Source organism: Enterobacter cloacae complex sp. P24RS, assembly GCF_014982165.1.
Lineage (GTDB): Bacteria > Pseudomonadota > Gammaproteobacteria > Enterobacterales > Enterobacteriaceae > Enterobacter > Enterobacter quasihormaechei.
The window spans coordinates 64,375-77,201 of record NZ_JADCKU010000018.1; the positions used below are offsets into that span (position 1 = coordinate 64,375).

Genomic DNA, 12,827 nt, shown 5'->3' on the forward strand with positions numbered 1-12,827 from the left:
AAGACGTTTGGATCTTCCAGTGGTGCATGAACGCATGAAAAAGCCCCCGGAAGATCATCTTCCGGGGGCTTTTTTTTGGACCGCATTCAGACAGGTTAAAACAGGTTAACGAGGAACACAGAATGTTAGATAACTCACGTTTACGCATAGCTATTCAGAAATCAGGCCGTTTAAGCGATGATTCACGCGAACTGCTGGCCCGCTGCGGGATTAAAATCAACCTGCACACCCAGCGCCTGATTGCCCTGGCTGAAAATATGCCGATCGACATTCTGCGCGTACGTGATGACGATATCCCGGGCCTGGTGATGGATGGCGTCGTTGACCTCGGCATCATCGGCGAAAACGTACTGGAAGAAGAGCTATTAACCCGCCGCGCGCAGGGCGAAGATCCGCGCTACTTTACCCTGCGTCGTCTGGACTTCGGCGGCTGCCGCCTGTCGCTGGCCACGCCGGTCGATGAAGCCTGGGACGGCCCGGCCGCGCTGAACGGCAAACGTATCGCCACCTCTTATCCTCACCTGCTGAAGCGTTACCTCGATCAAAAAGGCGTGCAGTTTAAATCCTGTCTGCTGAACGGCTCCGTTGAAGTGGCGCCGCGCGCGGGCCTGGCCGATGCCATCTGTGACCTCGTCTCTACCGGCGCCACGCTGGAAGCGAACGGCCTGCGCGAAGTGGAGGTGATTTACCGCTCCAAAGCGTGCCTTATCCAGCGCGACGGTGAGATGGCCGAGGCCAAACAGCAGCTCATCGACAAACTGCTGACCCGCATTCAGGGCGTGATTCAGGCGCGTGAATCCAAATACATCATGATGCATGCGCCAACCGAGCGTCTCGAGGAAGTCATTGCCCTTCTGCCGGGCGCAGAGCGCCCCACCATTCTGCCGCTGGCGGGCGACCAGCAGCGCGTGGCGATGCACATGGTCAGCAGCGAAACCCTGTTCTGGGAAACCATGGAAAAACTGAAGGCGCTGGGCGCAAGCTCCATTCTGGTGCTGCCAATTGAGAAGATGATGGAGTAACGACCATGAGCTTTAACACAATCATCGACTGGAATACCTGTAGCGACGCGCAACGGCGCGAATTGCTGATGCGCCCGGCAATCTCCGCCTCGGAGAGCATCACCCGCACCGTGGCGGAGATCCTCGATAACGTCAAGGCCCGTGGCGATGACGCCCTGCGTGAATACAGCGCGAAGTTTGATAAAACCGAAGTCGGCGCGCTACGGGTTACCGAGCAGGAAATCATTGATGCCAGCAGTCGTCTTGGTGACGACATCAAGCAGGCGATGGCCGTCGCGGTGAAAAATATAGATACCTTCCACACCGCGCAGACATTGCAGGCGGTGGATGTGGAAACCCTGCCCGGCGTGCGCTGCCAGCAGGTGACGCGCCCGGTGGCGTCCGTCGGCCTGTATATTCCCGGCGGCTCCGCCCCGCTGTTTTCGACTGTATTAATGCTGGCCACCCCGGCGCGCATTGCCGGCTGTCAGAACGTGGTGCTCTGCTCTCCGCCACCGATCGCCGATGAGATCTTATATGCGGCAAAACTCTGCGGCGTGCAGGCGGTGTATAAAGTCGGCGGTGCGCAGGCGATTTCCGCCCTGGCGTTCGGGACCGAGTCCATTCCCAAAGTCGACAAAATTTTTGGTCCGGGTAATGCGTATGTGACCGAAGCGAAGCGCCAGGTCAGCCAGCGTCTGGACGGCGCGGCCATTGATATGCCTGCCGGTCCGTCTGAGGTGCTGGTGATTGCCGACAGCGGCGCAACGCCGGATTTCGTCGCCTCTGACCTGCTCTCGCAGGCCGAGCACGGACCGGACTCGCAGGTGATTTTACTGACGCCGGATGCCGACATGGCGAAACGCGTGGGCGAAGCCGTTGAGCGCCAGCTGGCCGACCTGCCGCGTGCGGAAACAGCGCGTCAGGCGCTGTCTGCCAGCCGCCTGATTGTGGCCCGCGATCTCGACCAGTGCATCGCCATCTCTAATCAGTACGGCCCTGAGCACCTGATCATTCAGACCCGCAACGCGCGCGATCTGGTCGACAGCATTACCAGCGCAGGCTCGGTGTTCCTCGGCGACTGGTCGCCAGAATCCGCCGGGGATTACGCCTCCGGCACCAACCACGTGCTGCCGACGTATGGCTATACCTCAACCTGCTCCAGCCTGGGGCTGGCGGATTTCCAGAAGCGCATGACCGTGCAGGAACTCTCCCGCGAAGGGTTTGCCTCGCTGGCGTCGACCATTGAAACCCTGGCCGCCGCCGAGCGCCTGACTGCCCACAAAAATGCCGTGACGCTGCGCGTTGCCGCCCTGAAGGAGCAAGCATGAACATCGAAGAATTAGCCCGCGAAAATGTCCGTCGCCTGACGCCCTATCAGTCTGCGCGTCGTCTGGGCGGGAACGGCGACGTCTGGCTGAACGCCAACGAATATCCCACGGCGGTGGCCTTTGAGCTGTCGCAGCAGACGCTGAACCGCTACCCGGAGTGTCAGCCAAAAGCGGTGATCGAGAACTACGCGCAGTACGCGGGCGTGAAGCCTGAGCAGGTGCTGGTCAGCCGCGGGGCGGATGAAGGGATCGAGCTGCTGATCCGCGCGTTCTGCGAGCCGGGTAAAGATGCGGTGATGTACTGCCAGCCGACCTACGGCATGTACAGCGTCAGCGCCGAAACCTTCGGTGTGGCCTGCCGCAACGTGCAGGCGCTGGACAACTGGCAGCTGGATTTGCAGGGCATCGCCGATAACCTCGACGGGGTGAAGGTGGTGTTTGTCTGTAGCCCTAACAACCCGACCGGGCAGATTATCAATCCGCAGGATATTCGTGCCCTGCTGGAAATGACGCGCGGCAAAGCGCTGGTCGTGGCCGACGAAGCCTATATTGAGTTTTGCCCGCAGGCCACGCTTGCCGGCTGGCTTGAAGAGTATCCGCATCTCGTCGTGCTGCGTACCCTGTCGAAAGCGTTCGCCCTTGCCGGCCTTCGCTGCGGGTTTACGCTGGCGAATAAAGCGGTTATCGACCTGCTGCTGAAAGTGATCGCCCCGTATCCGCTCTCGACGCCGGTTGCCGATATTGCGGCACAGGCGCTGGCTCCGCAGGGCATCAGCGCGATGCGCGAGCGCGTGGCGCAGATCCTGGAAGAGCGTCAGTATCTTGTCGAGGCCCTGAAAGCGATTCCGTGCGTGGAGCAGGTGTTCGACTCGGAAACCAACTACATCCTGGTGCGCTTCACCGCCTCAAGCGCGATATTTAAATCGTTGTGGGATCAGGGCATTATCTTACGAGACCAGAATAAACAACCTACCCTGAGCGGCTGCCTGCGTATTACCGTCGGCACCCGCGCGGAGAGCCAGCGCGTGATTGACGCCCTGAAAGCGGAGAAAGTATGAGTCAGAAGTATCTCTTTATCGATCGTGACGGCACCCTCATATCGGAGCCACCCAGCGATTTTCAGGTCGATCGTTTCGACAAGCTGGCGTTTGAACCCGACGTGATCCCGGTGCTGCTGAAGCTTCAGCAAGCGGGCTATAAGCTGGTGATGATCACCAACCAGGATGGTCTGGGCACCGACAGTTTTCCGCAGGCGGACTTTGACGGCCCGCACAACCTGATGATGCAGGTGCTGACCTCTCAGGGCATCGCCTTCGACGAGGTGCTGATCTGCCCGCACATGCCTGCCGACGAATGCGACTGCCGTAAGCCAAAAGTGAAGCTTGTTGAACGCTATCTGGCCGAAGAGGCGCTGGATAAAGCCAACAGCTATGTGATTGGCGATCGCGTCACGGACATCACGCTGGCGGAAAACATGGGCATTGCGGGCCTGCGCTACAGCCGGGACGCACTTAACTGGGCGATGATTGGCGAGCAGCTGACCAAACGCGACCGCTATTCGCACGTGGAACGCAACACGAAAGAGACGCAGATCGACGTGAAGGTCTGGCTCGATCGCGAAGGCGGCAGCAAGATCCACACCGGCGTCGGTTTCTTCGACCACATGCTGGACCAAATCGCCACCCACGGCGGCTTCCGCATGGAGATCGCCGTTAAGGGCGACCTGTATATCGACGATCACCACACCGTGGAAGATACCGGCCTGGCGCTGGGCGAAGCCCTGAAGCTGGCGCTCGGCGACAAGCGCGGCATCAACCGTTTTGGATTTGTCCTGCCGATGGACGAGTGCCTGGCGCGCTGCGCGATGGATATCTCCGGGCGTCCGCACCTGGAATACAAAGCCGACTTTACCTACCAGCGCGTGGGCGATCTCAGCACCGAAATGGTGGAGCACTTCTTCCGCTCACTTTCTTACACCATGGGCCTGACGCTCCACCTGAAAACCAAAGGCAAAAACGATCACCACCGCGTCGAGAGCCTGTTCAAAGCCTTTGGCCGTACCCTGCGCCAGGCGATCCGCGTTGAAGGTGATGCCCTTCCCTCGTCGAAAGGAGTGCTGTAATGAACGTGGTGATTCTGGATACCGGATGCGCCAACCTGAACTCCGTACGGTCGGCGATTATGCGCCACGGCTACGAGCCGGTAGTGAGCCGCGACCCGGACGTGGTGCTGCGCGCGGATAAACTTTTTCTGCCGGGCGTGGGCACCGCTCAGGCGGCGATGGATCAGATCCACGCGCGCGAGCTGGTGGATCTTATCAAAGCCTGTACTCAACCGGTGCTGGGCATTTGCCTCGGCATGCAGCTGCTTGGCCGCCGCAGCGAAGAGAGCAACGGCGTCGATCTGCTGGGCATTATAGAAGAAGACGTGCCGAAAATGACCGACCACGGCCTGCCGCTGCCGCACATGGGCTGGAACCGCGTTTATCCGAAAGCGGGCAACAGGCTGTTCCAGGGTATCGAAGACGGTGCGTACTTCTACTTCGTCCACAGCTACGCCATGCCCGTAAATACCTTCACCATCGCCCAGTGCAATTACGGCGAAGCGTTCACCGCTGCGGTGCAAAAAGATAACTTTTACGGCGTGCAGTTTCACCCGGAACGCTCTGGTGCTGCCGGCGCGCAGCTGCTGAAAAATTTCCTGGAGATGTGATGATAATTCCCGCTTTAGATTTAATTGACGGCACGGTTGTTCGTCTCCATCAGGGCGATTATGGACAGCAGCGCGACTACGGTAACGATCCGCTGCCGCGCTTACAGGCTTATGCTGCCCAGGGGGCTGAGGTGCTGCACCTGGTCGATCTCACCGGCGCGAAAGATCCGGCGAAGCGCCAGATCCCACTGCTCAAAAAGCTGGTGGCTGGCGTGGACGTCCCGGTGCAGGTGGGCGGCGGCGTGCGTACGGAAGCCGATGTTGCAGCCTTACTGGACGCGGGCGTGGCGCGCGTGGTGGTCGGCTCGACTGCCGTAAAAGATCCTGAGATGGTCAAGGGCTGGTTCCGCCGCTTCGGCGCGGATGCGCTGGTGCTGGCGCTGGATGTGCGCATCGACGAGCAGGGTAACAAGCAGGTCGCGGTCAGCGGCTGGCAGGAAAACTCCGGCGTCACGCTGGAAGAGCTGGTCGAAATTTATCTCCCCGTGGGGCTGAAGCACGTGCTGTGCACGGATATTTCACGCGATGGTACGCTCGCAGGCTCTAACGTCTCGCTGTATGAAGAGGTTTGCGCGCGTTATCCGCAAGTGGCGTTTCAGTCCTCTGGCGGTATCGGCGACCTGGCGGATATCGCCGCTCTGCGCGGAACCGGCGTGCGCGGCGTGATCGTAGGTCGTGCGCTGCTGGAAGACAAATTTACGGTGAAGGAGGCGATTCAATGCTGGCAAAACGGATAATTCCCTGCCTGGATGTGCGTGACGGTCAGGTTGTGAAAGGCGTGCAGTTCCGCAACCATGAGATCATTGGCGACATTGTTCCGCTGGCTAAACGCTATGCCGATGAAGGTGCAGACGAGCTGGTATTTTACGATATCACCGCCTCCAGCGATGGCCGCGTGGTGGACAAAAGCTGGGTGGCGCGCGTGGCAGAAGTAATTGATATTCCCTTCTGCGTGGCGGGCGGAATTAAATCTGCTGACGATGCGGCGAAAATTCTCTCTTTCGGTGCAGACAAAATTTCCATTAACTCCCCTGCCCTGGCCGACCCGGAGCTGATTACGCGTCTGGCGGATCGCTTTGGCGTGCAGTGTATCGTCGTCGGGATCGACACCTGGTTTGATGCCGCGACGGGCAAATATCACGTCAACCAGTACACCGGCGACGAAAGCCGCACGCGCGTAACCCAGTGGGAGACGCTGGACTGGGTGCAGGAAGTGCAAAAACGCGGCGCGGGTGAGATTGTGCTGAACATGATGAACCAGGACGGCGTACGTAACGGTTACGACCTGGAGCAGCTGAAAAAGGTGCGCGCGGTGTGCCAGGTTCCGCTGATTGCCTCCGGCGGCGCGGGCACCATGGAACACTTCCTGGAAGCCTTCCGAGATGCGAACGTGGACGGCGCGCTGGCCGCTTCCGTGTTCCACAAACAGATTATCAATATTGGTGAGTTAAAAACGTACCTGGCCGACCAGGGCGTGGAGATCAGGGTATGTTAACAGAACAACAACAGGCGCAGCTGGAATGGGAAAAAACTGACGGATTACTGCCGGTAGTTGTACAGCATGCCGTTTCAGGCGAAGTGCTGATGCTGGGATACATGAACCAGGAGGCGCTGGCGAAAACCATCGACAGCGGCAAGGTGACGTTTTTCTCGCGCACCAAACAGCGCCTGTGGACAAAAGGGGAAACCTCGGGTCATTTCCTGAACGTGGTCAGCATTACGCCAGACTGCGACAACGACACCCTGCTGGTGCTGGTCAACCCGATTGGGCCAACCTGCCATAAAGGCACCAGCAGCTGCTTCGGCGAGGCGAGCCACCAGTGGCTGTTCCTCTATCAGCTGGAACAACTGCTGGCAGAGCGTAAATCAGCGGATCCTGAGAGCTCGTACACGGCGAAGCTGTACGCCAGCGGCACCAAACGGATTGCGCAGAAAGTGGGTGAGGAAGGCGTTGAAACGGCGCTGGCGGCCACCGTGCATGACCGTGAGGAGCTGACGAACGAAGCGTCGGATCTGATGTATCACCTGCTGGTGCTGCTTCAGGATCAGGAGCTGGATTTAACGACGGTGATTGAGAATTTGCGGAAACGGCATAAATAAAAAAGACCGGGGAAACCCGGTCTTTTTTTATCTGTAAATCAGGATCTTGGTTTGTAGTTCCTCAGCGCGTTACGGCCAAGGACGACACCAGAACCGATAATCCCACCGAGGAGAACGGCAAGGATGAGGGTAATAGCAATTTTCGGGCTGTCGCGTCGGATAGGCAGATTTGGCTTCATAACGTAACGATAGACGTGAATAGTCTCTGGGTTAACGTTGAGGTTCTGAATATCCAGCAAATTCTGTTTCGTTTGGTAGTAAGCGCCTGAGAACACCAGGGGGCGAGACGCTTCGTTATCAACCATTGATTTCAGCGCTACGGTACCTAACAGGAACATGGTTTCCTGAGTAACATCCTGAGTCTGCTGAAGCTGCGGGGTGCTGATCTTCGCAGCTTCTGCATTCTTCAGCGCCTCGGTAATCTGCTTGATACGCAGGTCTTTTTGCTCCTGTGCGACCTTCTCCTGGTTCTGGAGGGAGTCGTTCAGGGTGGTAATCTGCTGCTTGAGATTGTCTCTGAGGTCAAGCGTCAGTTCTTTTGCCGTCTGCTCGTCAACCTGCTGGATGTATTGCGCTAATTGCTTTTGAGCGGCTTCAGCGGATTCGCCCTGATAGCTAACGGTTAAAGGCAAACTTTGTCCTTTAACGGTAGGCTCAATAGTCAGTTTTTCCGGATCTTCCTGATTCTCCAGCGCCTGAGCTAATGCCGAGAAGGAGGAATTAAAACGACCAATAGCACGATTCTGAATGTCCAACATGGAAGGTGCTGCCCCGCCATAGAGGATATTCAATGCATTGGAATAGGTGGCAATTTGAGCCGCATCAGGCTGGGCTATGATGGCAGATGACGTCCATTTCTCTTTGGCTACAGTGATGTAAACGCCAGCAAGAACGATAAAAGCAGCAATAAAAGCCCCTATCATCCACTTACCACGCCACAGCTGTAACATTACATCAAGTAAATCAATTTGCTCCGGGTCATTGTTACGTGCGACCAGGTTATTGTTGTTTTGCGTCATACAATCCCTAACAGATGAAAAAAGGGCAAAAATAATCTTGTTCCCTTAGTGTATCTGTTGCTGAAGAATTTTCTATAAGAATCCGATGAGTTATATCGGAAAGATGGGTTATGTAAGTTCAAGGCGACGCGCTATCATAGTCGGATTCTGATGCTCTGGGGCATCAACAAGAACACTGTGAATGAGGGAAGCTATGAAATTTCTGGTAACTGGCGCGGCGGGCTTTATCGGTTCTCATGTCAGCAAGCGCCTGCTTGATGCAGGACATAAGGTTGTTGGGATTGATAACCTGAATGATTACTATGATCCGAACCTCAAGCTCGCTCGCCTCGAACTGCTCAAATCCGTGAATTTCACCTTCCATAAGCTGGACTTAGCGGACCGCGAGGGCATGGCAAACCTCTTCGCTGATGAGAAGTTTGACCGCGTGATCCATCTTGCTGCACAGGCGGGTGTGCGTTACTCGCTGGAAAACCCGCATGCCTACGCGGATGCTAACCTGGTAGGTCACCTGAACGTGCTGGAAGGCTGTCGCCATAACAAGGTTCAGCATCTTCTGTATGCGTCATCCAGTTCCGTTTACGGCCTCAACCGTAAGATGCCGTTTTCTACTGACGACTCCGTGGACCACCCGGTATCCCTGTATGCGGCAACCAAAAAAGCCAATGAGCTGATGTCGCATACCTATTCGCATCTGTACAACCTGCCGACCACTGGCCTGCGCTTCTTTACCGTATATGGCCCGTGGGGACGCCCGGATATGGCGCTGTTCAAATTCACCAAAGCTATGATTGAAGGCAACAGCATCGACGTATACAACTACGGTAAGATGAAACGTGACTTCACCTATATCGATGATATTGCAGAGGCAATTATTCGCTTGCAGGACGTCATTCCTCAGGCCGATGCCGACTGGACAGTCGAAACCGGTTCGCCGGCAACCAGCTCTGCCCCGTATCGCGTGTATAACATCGGTAACAGTTCACCTGTCGAACTGATGGATTATATTACTGCGCTTGAAGAGGCGATGGGCAAAGAAGCGGTGAAAAATATGATGCCGATCCAGCCGGGTGACGTACTGGAGACCAGCGCGGATACTAAAGCGCTGTGCGACGTCATTGGGTTTAAGCCACAGACCTCCGTTAAAGAAGGCGTGAAAAACTTCGTCGACTGGTACCGCAACTTCTATAACGTTTAAAACAAAAAACCCGGCAAAATGCCGGGTTTTTTTATATCACAGCTTTAATCAGTCACTGCCGAACAAATCGCGCGTATAGACTTTATCCTTCACATCCGCGAGCTCTTCCGCCATGCGGTTAGAGATAATGACGTCCGCTTCTTTCTTGAACGCATCCAGGTCGCGAATGACGCGAGAGTGGAAGAACTCGTCTTCCTGCATCGCCGGTTCATAAATAATGACCTGCACGCCCTTCGCCTTAATACGCTTCATGATGCCCTGAATGGAAGAGGCGCGGAAGTTATCGGAACCGCTCTTCATGATCAGGCGATACACGCCCACCACTTTCGGCTGGCGCGCCAGAATGGAATCCGAGATGAAGTCTTTACGCGTGCGGTTCGCGTCCACAATGGCGGAAATCAGGTTGTTCGGGACCGCCTGATAGTTTGCCAGCAGCTGCTTGGTATCTTTTGGCAGGCAGTAACCGCCGTAGCCAAATGACGGGTTGTTGTAATGGTTACCAATACGCGGGTCAAGACACACACCCTCGATGATCTGACGGGTATTCAGACCTAAGCTCTCAGCATAGCTGTCCAGCTCGTTGAAGTAGGCCACACGCATGGCCAGATAGGTATTAGCGAAAAGCTTTATCGCCTCTGCCTCGGTGGAATCGGTGAACAGCACCGGAATGTCTTTTTTGATTGCGCCTTCCTGAAGTAATGCAGCAAAACGCTCCGCACGCTCGGAACGCTCGCCAATCACGATACGGGATGGGTGCAGGTTATCGTATAACGCCCTGCCCTCGCGGAGAAATTCCGGCGAGAAGAAGACATTATCAATACCCAACTCTTCTTTAATCGATTTGGTGAAGCCCACTGGAATCGTCGACTTGATGATCATCACTGCGTTAGGGTTGATTGCCGTAACGTCTTTAATCACCGCTTCAACGGTAGAGGTGTTGAAGTAGTTGGTTTTAGGGTCGTAGTCGGTTGGCGTGGCGATGATGACGTAATCCGCATCGCGGTATGCATCTTCTTTATCCGTGGTAGCGCGGAAGTTCAGCGGTTTGGTCGCCAGGTATTCTTCAATCTCTTTATCGACGATTGGGGACTTCTTCTGGTTAAGCATGTCCACTTTTGCCTGCACGATATCCAGTGCAACCACTTCATGGTTCTGTGCAATCAGGATACCGTTTGAGAGACCAACATAGCCTGTTCCGGAGATGGTTATTTTCATTTGTTTGACTTCTACACGTTTGAGTTTTTGATAGCCATATAACGGCCACCACAATGATTAACTAGGAGTTTTTTAGCGCTAATACTCATTCACTGTCAAGGTTTCAGGTTTTTTGAAAAATGTTTTTGCTCATCAAAACGGCTTATCACTACACTAAGCAAAGCACCTGTTTTTCAGCGACAATAAGACCTTAAGGGGCACTCGGCAGTCCGCAGATGAATAGTGCTTACTGCGTCAAATCAGACTAATCCCTTGGTCAGATTCAGCAGATATTGACCATATCCAGTCTTCTTCAGTGGCTCAGCAAGCACACGAAGTTGTTCAGCATCGATAAAGCCTCGACGGAATGCGATCTCTTCAGGGCAAGAAACCTTGAGACCCTGTCGCTCTTCGATAGTGGCAATAAAATTGCTCGCCTCAATCATACTTTGGTGCGTGCCGGTATCCAGCCAGGCGTAACCGCGTCTCATCATCGCGACGGACAATCGTCCCTGCTGCATATAGATGCGGTTGATGTCGGTAATTTCCAGTTCACCACGATCGGACGGGCTTAAACTTTTGGCCATCTCAATAACATCGTTGTCGTAAAAATAGAGACCGGTTATTGCATAATTACTCTTGGGCTGTTGAGGTTTTTCCTCAAGGCCAATCGCGGTACCGTCTTTATCAAACTCAACGACGCCATAGCGTTCGGGGTCGCTGACGTGATAGGCGAAGACGGTCGCCCCCTCTTGCTGGCTTGCAGCGCCTTCAAGCAGGCGAGGAAGATCGTGTCCGTAGAAAATGTTATCGCCTAATACCAACGCACAATTATCCTCACCGATGAACTCTTCACCCAGAATAAACGCCTGAGCAAGGCCATCCGGGCTCGGCTGCACTTTGTACTGGATATGCAATCCCCACTGGCTACCGTTTCCGAGCAGTTGCTCAAAACGGGGAGTGTCCTGAGGCGTGCTGATAATCAGAATATCCCGTATACCTGCCAGCATGAGCGTAGAGAGTGGATAATAGATCATTGGTTTATCGTAAATTGGCAACAATTGCTTACTTACGGCCATTGTGACGGGATAAAGACGTGTACCCGATCCGCCAGCTAATATAATACCTTTACGTTTCGTCATTCAGTTCCGCTCCCCATAATTTTGCTCAATCCAGCTCTTATAGGCGCCGCTTTTCACGTTCGAAACCCACTCCTGGTTATTCAAATACCACTCAACCGTTTTACGAATGCCGCTGTCAAAGGTTTCCACAGGAGTCCATCCGAGCTCGTCGCTAATTTTATGGGCATCAATTGCATAACGTCTGTCGTGTCCAGGACGGTCTGCCACATAGGTAATTTGCGCGCGGTAAGATGTTTCTTTCGGTACCATTTCGTCTAACAGATCGCAAATGGTCTGGACGACCTCAATATTCTTCTTCTCGTTATGACCGCCGATATTATACGTTTCTCCCGGTTTACCCTTGGTGAGAACCGTATACAGCGCACGAGCATGATCCTCAACGTATAACCAGTCACGGATTTGATCGCCCTTACCGTAAATCGGCAATGATTTATTATCCAGCGCATTCAAAATGACGAGAGGAATCAGCTTTTCAGGAAAGTGGTAGGGCCCGTAGTTATTTGAACAATTCGTCACAATCCCCGGTAAACCATAGGTGCGTATCCAGGCACGAACTAAATGATCGCTGGACGCTTTTGACGCTGAATAAGGGCTACTTGGCTGGTATGCAGTTTTTTCGGTAAACAGCGGTAAAGGGGAAGAATCATGACATTCATCAGGATGTGGCAGATCGCCATAAACTTCATCAGTTGAAATGTGATGGAAACGGAAGGTAGATTTTGCTGCCTCGTCCAGTGAAGACCAGTAAGCACGGCTTGTTTCTAACAGGATATACGTGCCAACGATATTGGTTTCAATAAACGCAGCGGGCCCGGTAATAGAACGATCGACATGGCTCTCGGCAGCCAGGTGCATTACCGCATCAGGCTGATGGGTAGCAAAAATACGCGCCATTGCCTCTTTATCACATATATCTGCATGCTCAAAAACATAGCGCTCGCTATCACTCACTTTACGCAAGGATTCCAGATTACCGGCATAGGTCAATTTATCAACGTTAACAACGCTATCCCGAGTATTGCTAATAATATGTCGGATAACCGCGGAACCGATAAAACCGGCGCCGCCAGTAACTAGAATTTTCACGCAATCTATTCCATTAAATAGTAAGTGGACGGGCAAGATAAAAA

General features: G+C 54.5%; 13 protein-coding genes and 1 other annotated feature (1 of these 14 running past the window's edge). Of the genes, 9 read left to right on the forward strand and 4 right to left on the reverse strand.

The genetic code is table 11. The features are described 5' to 3' along the window. Window positions 1–77, forward strand: a sequence feature (His leader region) (it extends 47 nt beyond the left edge of the window). A gap of 45 nt (window positions 78–122) precedes the next feature. The 8 genes from hisG to hisIE are packed head-to-tail and all read left to right on the forward strand — an operon-like array spanning window position 123 to window position 7,144. Further along, window positions 123–1,022, forward strand: coding sequence for an ATP phosphoribosyltransferase (hisG, locus tag INF58_RS17700; RefSeq protein WP_006811208.1), 900 nt, complete (start codon window positions 123–125; stop codon window positions 1,020–1,022). A gap of 5 nt (window positions 1,023–1,027) precedes the next feature. After that, window positions 1,028–2,332, forward strand: coding sequence for a histidinol dehydrogenase (gene hisD / locus INF58_RS17705; protein WP_193528200.1), 1,305 nt, complete (start codon window positions 1,028–1,030; stop codon window positions 2,330–2,332). Further along, complete coding sequence (hisC, locus tag INF58_RS17710; protein ID WP_063868369.1) at window positions 2,329–3,390, forward strand: histidinol-phosphate transaminase; 1,062 nt, start codon at window positions 2,329–2,331, stop codon at window positions 3,388–3,390. The genes hisD and hisC overlap by 4 nt, the downstream gene beginning before the upstream one ends. After that, window positions 3,387–4,454 (forward strand): bifunctional histidinol-phosphatase/imidazoleglycerol-phosphate dehydratase HisB, encoded by a 1,068-nt coding sequence (gene hisB / locus INF58_RS17715; protein WP_193033664.1) that lies wholly within the window; start codon window positions 3,387–3,389, stop codon window positions 4,452–4,454. The genes hisC and hisB overlap by 4 nt, the downstream gene beginning before the upstream one ends. After that, on the forward strand, window positions 4,454–5,044 hold the full coding sequence (hisH, locus tag INF58_RS17720) for an imidazole glycerol phosphate synthase subunit HisH (RefSeq protein ID WP_193528201.1): 591 nt from the start codon (window positions 4,454–4,456) through the stop codon (window positions 5,042–5,044). The genes hisB and hisH overlap by 1 nt, the downstream gene beginning before the upstream one ends. Then, complete coding sequence (gene hisA, locus INF58_RS17725; protein ID WP_193528202.1) at window positions 5,044–5,781, forward strand: 1-(5-phosphoribosyl)-5-[(5-phosphoribosylamino)methylideneamino]imidazole-4-carboxamide isomerase; 738 nt, start codon at window positions 5,044–5,046, stop codon at window positions 5,779–5,781. The genes hisH and hisA overlap by 1 nt, the downstream gene beginning before the upstream one ends. Continuing rightward, window positions 5,763–6,539 carry an imidazole glycerol phosphate synthase subunit HisF gene (gene hisF / locus INF58_RS17730; RefSeq protein WP_063868365.1) on the forward strand — a complete coding sequence of 259 codons (777 nt, stop codon included), beginning with the start codon at window positions 5,763–5,765 and terminating at the stop codon, window positions 6,537–6,539. The genes hisA and hisF overlap by 19 nt, the downstream gene beginning before the upstream one ends. Next, the gene (gene hisIE / locus INF58_RS17735; protein ID WP_193528203.1) at window positions 6,533–7,144 is read left to right on the forward strand and encodes a bifunctional phosphoribosyl-AMP cyclohydrolase/phosphoribosyl-ATP diphosphatase HisIE; all 612 of its coding nucleotides are present in this window, start codon (window positions 6,533–6,535) and stop codon (window positions 7,142–7,144) included. The genes hisF and hisIE overlap by 7 nt, the downstream gene beginning before the upstream one ends. Window positions 7,145–7,182: 38 nt before the next feature. Here hisIE and wzzB read toward each other — a convergent pair whose 3' ends face one another. After that, entirely contained in the window at window positions 7,183–8,163 is a 981-nt protein-coding gene (gene wzzB, locus INF58_RS17740; protein WP_193528204.1) for an LPS O-antigen chain length determinant protein WzzB, read from the reverse strand. A gap of 193 nt (window positions 8,164–8,356) precedes the next feature. Here wzzB and INF58_RS17745 point away from each other — a divergent pair, with 193 nt between their 5' ends. Next, on the forward strand, window positions 8,357–9,361 hold the full coding sequence (locus INF58_RS17745; protein WP_193528205.1) for an NAD-dependent epimerase: 1,005 nt from the start codon (window positions 8,357–8,359) through the stop codon (window positions 9,359–9,361). 48 nt (window positions 9,362–9,409) lie between these two features. On the opposite strand, the gene ugd is transcribed toward INF58_RS17745, so the two are convergent. The 3 genes from ugd to rfbB form a co-directional block, all read right to left on the reverse strand. Continuing rightward, a complete protein-coding gene (gene ugd, locus INF58_RS17750) occupies window positions 9,410–10,576 on the reverse strand; it encodes a UDP-glucose 6-dehydrogenase (RefSeq protein ID WP_131637794.1) in 1,167 nt (388 codons plus the stop codon). Window positions 10,577–10,815: 239 nt separating this feature from the next. Next, window positions 10,816–11,697, reverse strand: a complete 882-nt coding sequence (rfbA, locus tag INF58_RS17755; protein WP_063868362.1) for a glucose-1-phosphate thymidylyltransferase RfbA — start codon at window positions 11,695–11,697, stop codon at window positions 10,816–10,818. Further along, window positions 11,698–12,783 carry a dTDP-glucose 4,6-dehydratase gene (gene rfbB / locus INF58_RS17760; protein WP_193528206.1) on the reverse strand — a complete coding sequence of 362 codons (1,086 nt, stop codon included), beginning with the start codon at window positions 12,781–12,783 and terminating at the stop codon, window positions 11,698–11,700. It lies immediately after the preceding gene. Window positions 12,784–12,827 lie beyond the last annotated feature (44 nt).

Bases quoted from the DNA above. Each gene is read 5' to 3' on its own strand.
- hisG (WP_006811208.1), top strand. From the start codon at position 123: ATGTTAGATAACTCACGTTTACGCATAGCTATTCAGAAATCAGGCCGT.
- hisD (WP_193528200.1), top strand. From the start codon at position 1,028: ATGAGCTTTAACACAATCATCGACTGGAATACCTGTAGCGACGCGCAA.
- hisC (WP_063868369.1), top strand. From the start codon at position 2,329: ATGAACATCGAAGAATTAGCCCGCGAAAATGTCCGTCGCCTGACGCCC.
- hisB (WP_193033664.1), top strand. From the start codon at position 3,387: ATGAGTCAGAAGTATCTCTTTATCGATCGTGACGGCACCCTCATATCG.
- hisH (WP_193528201.1), top strand. From the start codon at position 4,454: ATGAACGTGGTGATTCTGGATACCGGATGCGCCAACCTGAACTCCGTA.
- hisA (WP_193528202.1), top strand. From the start codon at position 5,044: ATGATAATTCCCGCTTTAGATTTAATTGACGGCACGGTTGTTCGTCTC.
- hisF (WP_063868365.1), top strand. From the start codon at position 5,763: ATGCTGGCAAAACGGATAATTCCCTGCCTGGATGTGCGTGACGGTCAG.
- hisIE (WP_193528203.1), top strand. From the start codon at position 6,533: ATGTTAACAGAACAACAACAGGCGCAGCTGGAATGGGAAAAAACTGAC.
- wzzB (WP_193528204.1), bottom strand. From the start codon at position 8,163: ATGACGCAAAACAACAATAACCTGGTCGCACGTAACAATGACCCGGAG.
- INF58_RS17745 (WP_193528205.1), top strand. From the start codon at position 8,357: ATGAAATTTCTGGTAACTGGCGCGGCGGGCTTTATCGGTTCTCATGTC.
- ugd (WP_131637794.1), bottom strand. From the start codon at position 10,576: ATGAAAATAACCATCTCCGGAACAGGCTATGTTGGTCTCTCAAACGGT.
- rfbA (WP_063868362.1), bottom strand. From the start codon at position 11,697: ATGACGAAACGTAAAGGTATTATATTAGCTGGCGGATCGGGTACACGT.